At 58.5% G+C, this 14192-nt stretch carries 16 protein-coding genes; 10 read left to right on the plus strand and 6 right to left on the minus strand.

Annotated elements, in window-relative coordinates; translation table 11 throughout:
• Window positions 1–2: 2 nt before the first annotated feature.
• Window positions 3–953 (minus strand): ABC transporter substrate-binding protein, encoded by a 951-nt coding sequence (locus I9182_RS08045; protein ID WP_209504562.1) that lies wholly within the window; start codon window positions 951–953, stop codon window positions 3–5.
• A gap of 418 nt (window positions 954–1371) precedes the next feature.
• On the opposite strand from I9182_RS08045, the gene I9182_RS08050 reads away from it, so the two are divergent.
• Window positions 1372–2034, plus strand: a complete 663-nt coding sequence (locus I9182_RS08050; RefSeq protein WP_209597830.1) for a DNA-3-methyladenine glycosylase I — start codon at window positions 1372–1374, stop codon at window positions 2032–2034.
• A gap of 42 nt (window positions 2035–2076) precedes the next feature.
• Window positions 2077–2763 carry a hypothetical protein gene (locus I9182_RS08055; protein ID WP_209504564.1) on the plus strand — a complete coding sequence of 229 codons (687 nt, stop codon included), beginning with the start codon at window positions 2077–2079 and terminating at the stop codon, window positions 2761–2763.
• Here I9182_RS08055 and I9182_RS08060 read toward each other — a convergent pair.
• The gene (locus tag I9182_RS08060; RefSeq protein ID WP_209504565.1) at window positions 2760–3173 is read right to left on the minus strand and encodes a cytochrome c; all 414 of its coding nucleotides are present in this window, start codon (window positions 3171–3173) and stop codon (window positions 2760–2762) included. The genes I9182_RS08055 and I9182_RS08060 overlap by 4 nt on opposite strands.
• A gap of 97 nt (window positions 3174–3270) precedes the next feature.
• Here I9182_RS08060 and I9182_RS08065 point away from each other — a divergent pair, with 97 nt between their 5' ends.
• The gene (locus tag I9182_RS08065; RefSeq protein WP_209597831.1) at window positions 3271–3708 is read left to right on the plus strand and encodes a DMT family transporter; all 438 of its coding nucleotides are present in this window, start codon (window positions 3271–3273) and stop codon (window positions 3706–3708) included.
• Here the strand turns inward: I9182_RS08065 and I9182_RS08070 are convergent.
• Window positions 3692–4378 (minus strand): ABC transporter ATP-binding protein, encoded by a 687-nt coding sequence (locus I9182_RS08070; RefSeq protein WP_209504567.1) that lies wholly within the window; start codon window positions 4376–4378, stop codon window positions 3692–3694. The genes I9182_RS08065 and I9182_RS08070 overlap by 17 nt on opposite strands.
• The gene (locus tag I9182_RS08075; protein ID WP_209597834.1) at window positions 4371–5666 is read right to left on the minus strand and encodes a lipoprotein-releasing ABC transporter permease subunit; all 1296 of its coding nucleotides are present in this window, start codon (window positions 5664–5666) and stop codon (window positions 4371–4373) included. The genes I9182_RS08070 and I9182_RS08075 overlap by 8 nt, the downstream gene beginning before the upstream one ends.
• 50 nt (window positions 5667–5716) lie before the next feature.
• Here I9182_RS08075 and I9182_RS08080 point away from each other — a divergent pair, with 50 nt between their 5' ends.
• Together I9182_RS08080 and I9182_RS08085 are read left to right on the plus strand one after the other, a co-directional pair.
• The gene (locus I9182_RS08080; RefSeq protein WP_209597836.1) at window positions 5717–6004 is read left to right on the plus strand and encodes a hypothetical protein; all 288 of its coding nucleotides are present in this window, start codon (window positions 5717–5719) and stop codon (window positions 6002–6004) included.
• A gap of 17 nt (window positions 6005–6021) precedes the next feature.
• Window positions 6022–6381, plus strand: coding sequence for a hypothetical protein (locus I9182_RS08085; RefSeq protein ID WP_209504570.1), 360 nt, complete (start codon window positions 6022–6024; stop codon window positions 6379–6381).
• Between the two features lie 128 nt (window positions 6382–6509).
• Here I9182_RS08085 and proS read toward each other — a convergent pair whose 3' ends face one another.
• Window positions 6510–7850: a proline--tRNA ligase gene (gene proS, locus I9182_RS08090; protein WP_209504571.1), complete on the minus strand. Its 1341-nt coding sequence runs from the start codon at window positions 7848–7850 to the stop codon at window positions 6510–6512.
• Between the two features lie 169 nt (window positions 7851–8019).
• On the opposite strand from proS, the gene I9182_RS08095 reads away from it, so the two are divergent.
• The 5 genes from I9182_RS08095 (at window position 8020) to I9182_RS08115 (ending at window position 13805) form a co-directional block, all read left to right on the plus strand.
• Window positions 8020–9384, plus strand: coding sequence for an FAD-dependent oxidoreductase (locus tag I9182_RS08095; RefSeq protein WP_209504572.1), 1365 nt, complete (start codon window positions 8020–8022; stop codon window positions 9382–9384).
• Window positions 9384–10358 (plus strand): isopenicillin N synthase family oxygenase, encoded by a 975-nt coding sequence (locus I9182_RS08100; protein WP_209597838.1) that lies wholly within the window; start codon window positions 9384–9386, stop codon window positions 10356–10358. The genes I9182_RS08095 and I9182_RS08100 overlap by 1 nt, the downstream gene beginning before the upstream one ends.
• Window positions 10359–10447: 89 nt before the next feature.
• Window positions 10448–11521 carry an AI-2E family transporter gene (locus I9182_RS08105; RefSeq protein WP_209597840.1) on the plus strand — a complete coding sequence of 358 codons (1074 nt, stop codon included), beginning with the start codon at window positions 10448–10450 and terminating at the stop codon, window positions 11519–11521.
• Window positions 11522–12211 (plus strand): DnaA/Hda family protein, encoded by a 690-nt coding sequence (locus tag I9182_RS08110; protein ID WP_209597842.1) that lies wholly within the window; start codon window positions 11522–11524, stop codon window positions 12209–12211.
• Window positions 12212–12260: 49 nt separating this feature from the next.
• Window positions 12261–13805 (plus strand): Ppx/GppA family phosphatase, encoded by a 1545-nt coding sequence (locus I9182_RS08115; protein ID WP_209597844.1) that lies wholly within the window; start codon window positions 12261–12263, stop codon window positions 13803–13805.
• Window positions 13806–13817: 12 nt separating this feature from the next.
• Here I9182_RS08115 and I9182_RS08120 read toward each other — a convergent pair whose 3' ends face one another.
• Window positions 13818–14192, minus strand: a complete 375-nt coding sequence (locus I9182_RS08120; RefSeq protein WP_209597846.1) for a hypothetical protein — start codon at window positions 14190–14192, stop codon at window positions 13818–13820.

Here is a 14192-nt window from a genome sequence, read left to right on the forward strand (position 1 = left end):
GCTCACTGGGTTGCCGCGTCAACAACCGGACGCCACTTGCCTTCGTTTTCGGCCATCCATGCGGCGACAACTTCTTCGACCTTTCCACCGTCAACGTCGATCGCGCCCATCATCGGCTGCTGGTCTTCAACCGCCAGTTGATAATTGGTCAGGATTTCAAAGGCTGCTGGCCATTTCTCCTCCATTCCGCTCCAGCCAGCTTTGAAGATGCGCGAGGGCGAGAAGTCGCAGTCATTGACAGCGTTCGGATTCGGGCCCCAGGCCGGATCACTAAAGCACGCCTCTTCACCGGCGGGCAGTTCAACGAATTGAACGTCGTAGGCCGACATCGCCCAATGCGGCTGCCAGAAGGTTATCAGCAGTGGCGATTTGCGTTCGGTCGAGGCGCGCAATTCCGCGATCAGCGCCCCTTCGGACCCTGCTGGTACGGCTTTGAACGGCAATTCCAGACCGGTCATGCGATCCGCGCCTGGAGTACCCCAATCGGCCGGGTAGTCGACCAGACGACCACCGGGCAGAGTTTCCGCCGTCGCAAAGACCTGCGCGCAATCTTTCAGCGCTTCCCATGCGGGCAGGCCCGGGCACAGATCGGCCACATGCGCCGGGTATGCGATGCCTTCCTTGGCATCCAGACCCAGATCACCGATTTCGACCACAGTACCTTCACCGATTTTCTTGGCGTATTCATCGGAAACGTTGGAAGACCAGATTTCCAGTGTCGCGTCGATGTCGCCATCGGCCAGCGCCTGGAACTGGTTCATCATGCCCGCGGTCACATATTCGACGTTATAACCGGCTGCCTTGAGCATCTCACCCGCCACATGCGTAGTCACGTGCTGGCCGGTCCATTCGTTGATCGCCAGTTTGATCGGTTCATCCACGGCACCCATATCCGCCGCCTGCGCTGCGCCTGCAACGCTCAGAGCCATTAGGCTTACACTTAGTTTTTTCATGGACTTAACTCCCTGTCATATTTGTTTTGCCCATCCCGGCAAGGATTTTCCCGCCGTTCTATCTGTCTGATGACAATGCCATGCCGCAGCATGCACAAATTTGGCTGGAAAAGAACAGTGATCCGTTTCCAAATTGTGGAAAAGATCTTGCGGCCAGTTTGTTTCCCCCTCCCGGTTCTCTTTATGCATCCAACCCGGCTTGCCCTTGTTCCATTTCGCTAAGACGGGACGTTGACTGACGAGTCAATCAGAAAACATTTTGCCACCTTTTGTCGAGAACTTCTTTCAAAAATCCGCATTTTTCTGCGAATCCTGTTATTCGGGGGACTGCCTCAAATCTGGAAAAGGTCAGATTTTTCGTTGCCAAACAAGAACAAAAGATAAACATTCAATGTCGGGCAACATCAAGGTTAGACAGATGCGAACGTTTGACGAAATCTTTGAAATCGCAGCCGTGCGCCACGGCGGTCCAGAAGCACTGGACGCAAAACTGAGCAAACCGAAAACCCCCGCGGAACTGGCAGCGATGCCTGAGGACCGCTGGCTGTCGGTCATCACGAAATGCATCTTTCAGGCCGGTTTCAACTGGAAAGTCATCGAAAACAAATGGGACGGGTTCGAAACAGCCTTTGACAGGTTCGACGTGGGGCGATGCGCGTTCATGGATGATGAGAAGTTTGACACCCTGTTGCAGGATACGCGCATCGTCAGGAATGGAACCAAGATCGCGGCTGTACGGGATAACGCTGCGTTCCTGCTTGAGCTGCGCGAGGAAGGCGGCGTGGGTAAAGTGCTGGGCGGCTGGCCATCTGATGACTACGTCAATCTTCTGGCCATGTTGGCCAAACGCGGGGCCCGACTGGGCGGCGCTTCAGCGCAATACGCGATGCGGTTTGCCGGGCGGGACAGTTTCATTCTGTCCCAGGATGTCACCGCCCGCCTGATTGCCGAAGGTGTGATCGACAAGCCTGCCACCTCGAAGAAAGCGATGGAGGCGGTTCAGAACGCCTTTAATACATGGATGGGTCAGTCCGGGCGATCACTAACGGAAATCAGCCGGGTTCTGGCCATGAGTCTGTGAAAACGGTTTGCGGAATACCCGCAGCGGAATAAGATTCAACTTATGGTTCTGCGTGTATTCTTTGCTTCTCTTTTGTTGCTGGCCGCCTGCGGTCGTGAGTTGACCGAGCAGGAGCGCGATTTTGCGGAGACCATTCAGGGGGGAACCCTGAATCTGGATCACATCCGTCTGGTCGAAGGTGCCCCGGTTACCAACGTGACGTATTTCCGCGAAGAACGCCCGCGACTGGCCTGCCGCGAGCGCATTCTGCCCCCGGTGGACCCCGGGCCGGTGACGGGCAAACCTGCCGCCGTGGCCCTGTTCAACAAAGTCTATTTTACCCGCGACTGGTATCTGGAGGACTATATGTCCGACTTTCCGGATCAGATGAACCTGCTGGCCGCGATGCTTTTGGCCCACGAGCTGACGCATGTCTGGCAATGGCAGAATCGCCGGACCACCGGTTACCACCCCCTGCGCGCTGCAGCGGAACATGGGGGCCGGAGGGATCCATATCTGTTCGACCTCGAAACCTCTCCCGATTTTCTGACCTACGGATTCGAACAGCAGGGCGCGATCGTCGAGGAATACGTGTGCTGTCGCGCGCTGGCCCCTCAGGCCAAGCGCACCAAAAGACTGCATGACATGCTGGGTGCCCATTTTGATCTGTCACCCTTGCCGGAACAGGGGCGCGAGCGCCCGGTCCTGATCCCGTGGAGCGAAGCCAGGATCGAGGGGATTTGCAGTTAGTTCCGGGCGCGCTGCAGGGTTTCCAGATATGCCACCAAATCAACTATCGGCTGGCTGGTCAGGATCGGCTGACCTTCCGGTGTTTTCATGGATGTGTCCTGCCCGTCGAAATAAGGGCCATAGACCGGCATCGGGCTGCCATGGCTGACCAGTGGGTCCCTGCCGTCGATGCGGGCAACAACGCGGGCGGTCGGAAACACCCCGCTTTCGCCGGACAATGCGGTCAGATCGGACGGCTGAACAACCAGCACGCTGGCCATCGGCCCCTGCCCCGTTGCGTCAATCCCGTGACAGGTCGCACAGTAATGCAAATAGAGTTCCTCTCCGGTCGCCGCATCCTGCGCCCAAGCAGCCTGTGTGGCAGCAGCCGAAACCCCGAGAACCAGCATACCGATCGTTGCCTTGAACATCGTATCCTCCTGTCACGATTGACATTTGCAGGGTTGCCCGACAGGCATATGGGCGCAATGATCCAGATCAACGAAACAGGTGCAGAGGGTTCGGGCAATGACACAATATGCAGCCATCATGCTGGCCGCCGGATTTGGAATTCCGATACTGGCTGCTCTTAACGCGGCCCTTGGCAAGGTCATCGGATCACCAACAACGGCAGCCGTGGTGCTGTTTGCAATTGCCCTGGCCGCCTCGGCGCTGACCATGCTGTTGTTTCCCGGTATTGCAGCCTTGTCCAAGGTTGCACAGGCCCCAAAACACCTGTTGCTTGCAGGTGTCCTGATTGCTTTCTATGTGTTGTCGATCACCCATGTCGCCCCGCATTTCGGTGTGGGAAACGCCGTGTTCTTTGTCCTGTTGGGGCAATTGATCAGTGCAGCGGCTATCGATCACTTCGGCCTGTTCGGCGCGCAGGTGGCACCCCTCACCCTGATGCGGGCGTGTGGTATCGCCGTCATGGCCATCGGTGTTGCGATCACTCAACTGGCCTGAGCACGCCGCCCTCAAGCCGGACCATGCGGTCCATGCGCGCCGCCAGTTCGAGATTGTGGGTTGCAATCAACGCCGACAATCCCTCGCCCCGCACCAGTGTCATCAGCGCATCGAACACCTGATCCGAAGTTTCAGGGTCCAGATTGCCTGTCGGTTCGTCGGCCAGCAAAACACGTGGCGCGTTGGCAAGTGCCCGGCAAAAGGCCACGCGTTGCTGTTCACCGCCCGACAGCGCCGCAGGGCGGTGGCTGGCGCGCGGGGCGACGCCCACACGGTCCAGCAAATCCAACGCCCGTGCCTGGGCTGCTTTTTCAGACGCGCCATTGGCCAGTTGCGGCAATGTGATGTTTTCCAGCGCCGTAAACTCGGGCAGCAGGTGATGGAACTGATATACGAACCCGATATCCCGCCGACGCAACGCCGTTCTGGTTCGGTCGCCCTTGCCGTTCACATTCTGCCCCCCGATTTCCACGGTTCCATCGTCAGGCCGATCCAGCAGACCGGCGATGTGCAGAAGCGTTGATTTGCCCGCACCTGACGGCGCAACCATGGCCACGGCTTCACCCGCGCGCAGTTCCAGATCGACCCCGCGCAGAACCTGTACCTCACCCGGTGTGCCTTTGAGGTAGGTCTTGGTCAGACCGTTCAGTCGCAAGGTGACATCATTCATAGCGCAGCGCCTCGACCGGGTTCAGCCGCGCCGCGCGGCGGGCAGGGAAATAGGTGACGACGAAAGACAGACCCAGCGACAAGCCCGTCGCCTTGAGCACATCGCTCAGATGCAGCTCGGCCGGCAGGGCGTAGATGCCACGGATCGACGGATCCCATACGCCGCCGCCCATCACGTAGTTCACGAATGAGAAGATCGGATCAATATAGATTGCAAAGAGGCATCCCAGGATAACCCCCATTGCAGTGCCGATCAGGCCGGTGAACGCACCGCAGATGAAAAAGACGCGCAGAACCGATCCTTCGCTCAGGCCGATTGTGCGCAGGATTCCGATATCGCGCCCTTTGTTCTTGACCAGCATGATCAGGCCAGAAACGATGTTCATCGCAGCAATCAGAACGAGGATCGACAGGATGATGAACATCACATTATCCTCAACCTCGAGCGCGCGCAGAAAGCCACCGGATGCGTCCTGCCATGTCCAGATCTGGCTGCGCTCGCCCGACGCCTCAAGAATGGGAACCAGGATCGGGCCAAGATCTTCGGGCTTGTCCACCATCACTTCGATCTCATCCGCCACACCTTCACGGTTGAAAAAGCCCTGCGCCTGCGAAAACGGCATGTAGACGCGGGTGCGATCGATGTCATAGCGACCGGCTGAAAACACATAGACAACGCGATAGGCATTCACGCGCGGCGACGTGCCAAAGGCGGTTTTGACCCCGTTGGGCGAGGTCAGTTTGACCACATCCCCGACAGTGGCCCCGATGCTGCGGGCCACACCCGATCCAATGGCGATGACATCCTCACCCGTCTGGAAGTCCGACAGGTCCCCCGCCGCCTGTTCCGCCTGCGCGATACCCGGCAGGTCGAGCAGATCGTCGGGTCGGATGCCAAACACCTCGACCCCGCTGCTGCTGTCGCGATTGGTGATCAGCACCTGCCCCTTCACCAGCGGTGCGGCGCGTTCAACACCGGGCACCTGCGCTATGCGGTCGGTGCGTTCGTTGTAATCGGCAATTGTCCGATCCACTCGACCCTGAGCGTCAAATTCACCCGAGGAATAGACCGTCACATGCGCATTGGCACCCAGAATGGTGCCGACAAATTCAGAGCGAAAACCTGAACGAACAGCGAGCGTAGCGATCAGGGCAAACACGGCAAGTGTGATCCCGATCAGTGATATCCATGTCATCACGCTGACGCCGCCTTCGGCCCTGCGCGCGCGCAGATACCGCCAGGCGATCTTCCATTCAAAAGGGGCAAAGGGCGGGGGTGTCTTGGCCATGCCTGCTCCGGGCTTTCTTGTTTGCGGCGACCCTTTCGGCATTTCGCCCAATGGTCAAGCTGGTTGTCACTCTGAACTGGTTTCTCAGCCTGAATGAGCCGAATCATTCCCGTACATATCCAAAATACGTGTGCGAAACAGGTGTCTTCCAATTAGGGCGCTACACCATGGGTTGTGAAGCGCATCACAGACAGAAGGTGATTGTTTCAGGTATGAAGTTAATCATCGCGCATCGTGAGCCACTGAATCGTAAAGGCAACAATAAGCGCGAAATTTTATTACTCTTTTTGATTATTTTCAGAAACTTTGCCACCCTAACCATGGGGGAACACATTTAAAGAGCGGGGGTCGCTCAATGAATTTACGAATTTCAACCAGTGGCGCGGGTGCAATTTCGACCCGTCAGGCTTCAACAGAATTGGATTGTGAAACCGCAGCCTTGCTGCGCGCGGCCATCCGGCCGATCTTTGTCACTGCGGCAAGCTGGGGCAATTTGGCAGACATCCTGAAAGACAAAGGATATCGTCTGGTTTTCCGTCAAGGCCGTTTGTGTATCACGGATCGGGCAACCGATGCGCGGATTTGCGGATTGCGCTTTCTGGATATCGAGTTTCGCGAACTGATCAGCCGCCTTGGCCGCCCGATAGTTGTGGCGACAGGTGACGGAGCCAACGGAGACGTCCTGGCCGAGCGTCCGACGTCGGATCAAAACTGAGAACCTGCCGACTGACGCGGTCAGCATTCAGGTAGCTTAGGAAGGGCCGCCAGATCTGAGCTTCCGGCACCCCTTCCAGATCATGGGGCGTGTTTCAACGCCTGCTTAATGCAGCAACGGATGGTCGCTCAGGCGATCTGCTGGTAAATCTCAGCAACTTTGGTAACGGCCGCCTCGGGGCTCAGTTCCTCGCTTTCGCCGGTACGGCGGCAGGTCAGTTCAACCACACCATTCTTCAGACCACGCGGGCCAACCGTGATGCGCCAGGGCAGACCGATCAGGTCCATCGTGGCGAATTTGCCGCCTGCGCGTTCGTTGCGGTCGTCATAGAGCGGCTCCAGACCCAAAGCTGTCAGCGCCGTGTAGATCTTGTCACAGGCTGCATCGGCTTCTTCATCGCCCTGCTTGAGGTTGACGATACCGCAATGGAACGGGGTCACACCCTCGGGCCAGATGATGCCTTTGTCGTCATGGCTGGCCTCGATGATTGCTCCTACAAGGCGGCTGACACCGATGCCATGACTACCCATGTGAACCGGAACCGGTTTGCCATCCGGGCCTTGGACAGTTGCACCCAAGGGATCGGAGTATTTGGTGCCAAAGTAGAAGATTTGGCCCACCTCGATGCCGCGCGCCACGCGGCGGCGTTCTTCGGGTATCTGGTTGAACAGCGCTTCATCATGGGTTTCATCAGTGCGCGCGTATTTTGAAGTGAACTCTTCCAGAATGGCCTGACACTGTTCGCGGTTGTCATAATCGATGTCACGGTCGCCAAAGGTCAGATCAGTAACAGCGCTGTCATAGAAAACTTCGGATTCACCGGTATCGGCCAGAACCAGGAACTCATGCGTGTCATCGCCGCCGATGGGGCCTGAATCGGCGCGCATCGGAATCGCCTGAAGTCCCATCCGTTCATAGGTGCGCAGATAGCTGACCAGATGGCGGTTGTAGGCGTGCAGCGCATCTTCCTTGGTCAGGTCGAAGTTGTATCCGTCCTTCATGTAGAATTCGCGGCCCCGCATCACGCCGAAACGCGGGCGGATTTCATCGCGAAACTTCCACTGGATCTGGTAAAGCGTCAGCGGCAGGTCTTTGTAGCTGTTCACGTGGCCGCGGAAAATATCGGTCACCAGTTCTTCGGCCGTGGGCGTGAACAGCATGTCCCGGTCATGCCGGTCCTTCATCCGCAGCATCTCCTGACCGTAATCGTCATAGCGCCCGGATTCACGCCACAGATCCGCCGACTGGATAATGGGCATCTGGATCGCGATATGACCGGCCCGCGCCTGTTCCTCGTGGACGATGTTTTCCAGCTTGCGCAGCACTTTGAAGCCTAGCGGCAGCCAGGAATAAATCCCGGCAGAGGCCTGCTTGATCATCCCGGCACGCAGCATCAGCCGGTGGCTGACGATCTGAGCCTCGGACGGGTTTTCCTTGAGAACGGGCAGAAAGTAACGGCTCAGGCGCATGGACGGACCTTCAAAGGTAAGAATTCGACTGGACAGGTGATTATGCCAAAGCCCCGCCGGGGGCAATCGCGCATTGGTGTTTTTCCGACCTCGCGGCAGTCGGTTTTTTGATTGACCCGCCAATCGGGAATCCCAATGGTAGCGGAAACGCAAATTCCATGAGGCGCCAATGCAGACCATTCAGGAACCCGCACGCCAAATCCCCGTCATTCATCAAACCGATGTTCTGGTCGTCGGTTCCGGCCCCGCCGGGTTGGCCGCAGCGCTTGCAGCGGCACGTGCGGGGGCCGAGGTATCTTTGATTGATCGGTTCGGTTGCATGGGTGGCAACATCACGGCGGTCGGCGTCGAAGGATTTGCCTGGTACCGGCACGAGCAAACCGTCGAGGCAGGCGGCATCGGGATGGAGTTCGAAACCCGCGCCAAGGAGATGGGGGCCGCCGTTCCCGAAAGCCAGTCGCTAAGTTATGAGTTGGACAGCGAAGGCTTCAAACTGGTCGCCGACAAGCTGGTCGAAGAGGCGGGCGTGCACCCGATGCTGCACCGACAATTCGTCGCGCCGATCCTGGATGGAGACCGGATCACCGGCGTCATCACAGAATCCAAGGCCGGGCGCGAAGCGATTTTGGCCAAGGTCGTCATTGATGCCACCGGCGACGCGGATGTAGCCCATCGTTCGGGCGCGCCGACCCACAAAACTCCGCGCGAGGACATGATGGCGGCCTCGGTCATGTTTCACCTGGCGGGCGTCGACAAGCGGGCCTTTATGGAAGGTGTAAAAGCTGACCCGCAGACCTACAAGGACTGGGGCGGCGGGGGCGAGTGGAACATTGAGACCAGCGGTAAAGAGGACGACATGTTCTCACCCTTCGTGCACAAACCATTCCAACAAGCGATCGATCAGGGGCTGATCCCACCGCATCTGAACACCATCGCAGGAACCTGGGGCGCGATGCATGACACGGGCGAGCTGACCTACATGAACCTCATCCATCTGGCCGAGATCGATGGCACCGACCCCGACAGCCTGACGCGCGGCGAGATTGAAGGCCGCCGCCAGACCATGCTGGCCATCGAGGCGCTGCGCCGGTTCATGCCCGGTTGCGAAAACGCGCGTTTGCGGAATTTCGGGATGACCATCGGCATCCGCGACACCCGCAAGATCGATGCCGTTTACAACATGACCGAAAACGATGCCCGCCATCAGGGCCGGTTCGAGGATACGATAGGTATCTATCCCGAGTTCATCGACGGCTATGGCATTCTGATCCTGCCAACTACGGGGCGGTATATGCAAATCCCCTATCGGTCGATGCTGCCCAAGGGCATCAAAGGTCTGCTGGTTGCAGGACGCTCACATGGCGCGGACCGGGTGGCGCATGCCGCAACGCGAAATATGGCCTGCTGCGCCGTCATGGGTCAGGGCGCGGGCATTGCCGCTGCGGTCTCACTGAAAAGCAATCAGGAGCTGGACCAGCTGAATCTGGCACCGGTTCGCGCTGAACTGCAACGCCAGGGGGTGAGGATTCATTGATGGACAGTATCCCAACGATTGATATCGCGCCTTTGACTGCACCAGGAACCGCAGCCTATGACACAACGGTCCGGCACATCCTTGCGGCCTGTCAGGGGATCGGCTTTTTGTCGATCACCGGGACTGGCATATCCCAGCAAACCGTGGATCAGGTGCGTCAGATCACCCGACAGATCTTTGCCGTCGATGACGCACGAAAATGGGATCAGGCCATCACCCGCGCCAACTATCGCGGCTATATTCCCATGGGGTTTTTCACACCCAATGATGGATCGGGCAAGGCCGACAAATACGAAGGCTACAAACTGCATCACGAGGTCGCGGCTGACGATCCGGTGCGTGAGGATTGCGCGTTATACGGGCCAAACATCTGGCCTGGCGACGTACCCGGTGCGAAAGAGGTCATTCTGGGTTACTGGCGGCAACTGGATCGCGTCACCGATCTGTTGCTGGGCGCGTTAGAGGCAGGGCTGGATCTGAAATCCGACGCGCTGCGCAGTGCATTCCGGGCCCCGATGACCAACATGACCCTGCTGCATTACCCGCCTCAGGCCGAGGATGAGGCGGGCTATGGCATCCATCCGCACAAGGATACCGACGCCTTGACCATCATTGCCCCCGATCCGGTGGGCGGGCTTGAGGTGCAGACCCGCAGCGGTGGCTGGATCTCGCCCGATTGCCCGCCCAGTGGTTTCGTGGTGAATATCGGTGACATGCTGGAGCTGTGGTCGGGCGGGCGGTTGAAATCCACGCCCCATCGGGTTGTGAACCGGTCGGGGCGGGAACGGTACTCTTTTCCCTATTTCGCGGTGCCCCGTCACGACGTCGTCGTCGCGCCTTTGCTGCCGCCCCTGCCCGGCTTTGACCGTCCGGCGGTTCATTGCGGTCACTGGTCGGCCGAGATTTGGCGCACCAACTGGCCCGACGAAACCGCCACCGAAGACACCCCGGAATTGGGAACGTTGCGCGGCTGACCCCTGTAAACGCAAGCGCCATGAACCGCTTGCATCATGGGCTTTGATGCGCCAAGAACACCTGCAAGGGCCTGAACAAGGGGATCGCCATGGCTTTGCCGGTTAAGGATCAGCTGAGATACTGGAGCATCGCCGCTGCGGTTTTCGCGTTGATCCTGTGGGCCCTTGGCGATGTCTTGTTGCCTTTTGTCATCGGTGGGGCCATTGCCTATTTCCTGGATCCGGTCGCTGACCGGCTGGAGCGGCTGGGCCTGTCGCGTATGGCCGCTACGGCGGTCATCACGGTCGTCGGTGTTCTGGGGTTTGTACTGGCAATTCTGATGGTAGTTCCTGCGCTGATCACCCAGTTGTTGGATCTTGTCGATGTACTGCCTGATCTGTTCAAACAGTTGCGCAGTTTCATAGAAAAACAGTTCCCGTCCTTGCTTGACCGGGAATCGAGCACGCACGCGATGCTGGTGTCCTTTGGCGAAACGCTGAAATCCAAGACCGGGGACGTTATGCAGACGGTGCTGACCTCGCTGGGTTCCGCGATCAACATCGTTGTTCTGTTGGTCATTGTGCCGGTTGTGGCCGTCTACTTGCTGTTGGACTGGGACCGCATGACCGCCCGCATCGGAGAGCTGCTGCCACGTGACCACGCCCCCATCATCAGGCGGCTGGCGGGTGAGATCGACGCGGTTCTGGCCTCGTTCGTGCGCGGCATGGGAACGGTCTGCTTGATCCTTGGCACCTATTACGCAGTCGCACTGATGCTTGCTGGTTTGCAATTTGGTCTGATTGTGGGCTTTATCGCGGGTCTGGTCACATTCATTCCCTATCTGGGCGCCCTTATCGGAGGCTCGCTGGCCATCGGGCTTGCGCTGTTTCAGTTCTGGGGTGACTGGGCTCATATCGGGCTGATCGCGGGTATCTTTGCCGTTGGGCAGGTCACCGAGGGCAATTTCCTGACACCCAAGCTGGTCGGCAGCTCGGTTGGGCTGCACCCGGTCTGGTTGCTGCTGGCCCTGTCGGTCTTTGGCGCGCTGTTCGGCTTCGTCGGCATGCTAATCGCGGTCCCGGTCGCTGCAGCATTGGGCGTGCTGGCCCGCTTTGCCACATCGCTATACCTCGACAGCAGATTGTACACTGGTCTTGAAGGTCTGGATCAGGAAACCGAGTAAATGGCCCGACAACTCAGCTTTGATCTGCCCGCCAAAACTGCGCTCGGGCGAGAGGACTTCTTTGTGTCACCGGCCAATGCGCTGGCCGTGGCAATGATCTCGGCCACGTCCTGGCCCGGCAACAAACTGGTGCTGAGCGGGCCTGCCGGTGCGGGCAAAACCCATCTGGCCCATGTCTGGGCCGCTGAAACCGGCGGGTGTATCCTTCAGGCCAGCGATCTGCGATATGACGATGTGCCAGACCTGGCGCGTATGCCGATTGCGGTCGAAGACGTGCCTTTGATCGCCGGTGATCTCGAGCAGCAAAAAACGCTGTTCCACCTGCATAATCTTGTACTGGCCGAAGGGCACCCCCTGCTGATGACCGGCCGTCTTGCGCCAAAATTTTGGGCGTTGCCGTTGGCCGATCTGCAAAGCCGGGTCGAAGGTGCGCATCACGTCGCGCTTGACCCGCCCGACGACGCATTGCTGGGCGCAGTTCTTGCCAAGCTATTTGTTGACAGGCAGCTTAACCCCGGCCCCGATGTCATCGCCTATCTTGTCAAGCATATGGACCGGCGATTCGAAAGCGCAGCCGACGTTGTAACCCAACTGGACCAACTGGCCCTGGCGGAAAAACGCGACATCACACGCACGCTGGCCATTCGCGTACTGAACACGGCCCCGGATGAGGTCGAGACCAATGATTGACCCGCTGACGTCAATTTCGCATCCTCAAAAAGAACAATCTGGAAGGCACATGGATCAGACCGTCGAAACCGATATCCCGGACTGGGGAACAATCGGAAAGCCTCTGTTTGACAAACCGGACGCACGGGCGCTGTCGCGCGTCGGGGTTGTCGATGTCGGGTCGAACTCGGTCCGGATGGTCATTTTCGACGGGGCGGCCCGATCACCGGCTTATTTCTACAATGAAAAGGTCATGTGCGAACTGGGGGCGGGCCTGTCCGAAACCGGACGGCTGAACCCGCGTGGCCGCGAACGCGCCCTGGCGGCATTGCGGCGCTTCCAGCACCTGGCAATGGATCTGGACTTGCCCGGTTTGCATGTTGTCGCCACCGCTGCTGTGCGCGAAGCCTCGGATGGGCCCGAGTTCTGCGATCAGGTGCAGGCTGAAACCGGTTTGCAGGTGGCCATCATTGACGGTGACGAAGAAGCCCGCCTGTCGGCACAGGGTGTCCTGTTGGGATGGCCCGGAGCTTATGGGCTGATCTGCGATATCGGCGGATCGTCGATGGAATTGGCCGAAATCGGCGGTGGTCAGGTCGGCCGCCGCGTGACCTCGCCGCTTGGGCCGCTGAAACTGCGTGACATCAAAGGCGGGCGACGTGCGCGAAAAGCGCATATCAAGGAAACGATGGAAGATCTGCGCAATCAGATGGGCCAGCAGCGGGATCGTTTGTTTCTGGTCGGCGGCAGCTGGCGCGCCTTTGCGCGGCTGGACATGCTGCGGCGGGGCTATCCGCTGAACGTGCTGCATGAATACCGCATGACCACCAAGCAGGTGCGCGAGACGATCAAATACATCGAAAAACACGACAGTGAAAAGTTGCGTGCTCAGGCGGGCGTGTCCAGCTCGCGCATGGCGCTTATCCCTTACGCGATGGATGTTCTGGCACGGCTGATCCGTACGTTCAAACCCAAAGATATCGCCATCTCAAGCTATGGTATCCGCGAGGGGTTGCTGTATGAGCAGATGCCGCAGGAAGTGCGCGACCGCGACCCGCTTATCGAAGCCAGCCGGTTCTCGGAAGCCAAGGACGCCCGCCTGCCGGGATTTGGCAGCAACCTCTATGATTTTGTCATCCCGCTGTTTAGATCGGCACCGCCCAGCAGAGTGCGCCTGATCAAGGCGGCCTGCCTGCTGCACGATGTAAGCTGGCGCGCGCATCCCGACTATCGGGCCGAGGTGTGTTTCGACAACGTCACGCGCGCCAATCTGGGTGGCCTGAAGCACTCCGAACGTGTTTTCATCGGTTTGGCACTGCAACACCGTTATCGCAACAAACGGGAAGGAAACCGGTTCTCTCGGCTTTACGAATTGCTGGATGAAAAAAGCCAGAAACAAGCTGAAATTCTAGGCAAGGCCATGCGCTTTGGCGCGATGTTGTGGATGCACAACGATGCCAATATGGGGCAGCTCAAGTTTTTCCCAAAAAAGCGAGAACTGGAACTGTATCTACCCGAATCCGCTGCCCCCCTGTTCAGCGAAGTGGCTGAAGCCCGGTTCAGCGCTTTGGCAGCAGCACTGAAATCTCAGACTCGCGTGATTATCAGGGGCTGACCTTTAACCAGGTCAGATGTCTGTGGGTCCTTCTGGCACCTCGATATCCCGCTTTTCGGGCTCGGATGGCTCTTGGGTCGGTTTTCTGCGGATAATGATATCGCCATTGTGCAGGATCTCGGGCGGTTCATAAACGCTCCAGTCCTTGACCTCGGCCGCCAGTTCAGCAAGCGCTGGGCCCATCTGCTGCAAGAAGGACTGCATCGCCGGGCCAAGCTCTTCCGCAAGACCCAGCAAGTTTTCCAATGCCGGTTCCATTTCCTTGCGCAAACCTTCGAAAAACAGTTCGGCCCCCTGTTCCATCAGGGATTTTTCGCTGTCTTCCTGTGCCATGGAGGGCGCAGCAAGGAACATGGAGATCGTGCTGATCAGCAATATGCGTTTCAT

Origin of the sequence: Ruegeria sp. HKCCSP351 (assembly GCF_017872535.1) — a bacterium.
Lineage (GTDB): Bacteria > Pseudomonadota > Alphaproteobacteria > Rhodobacterales > Rhodobacteraceae > Ruegeria.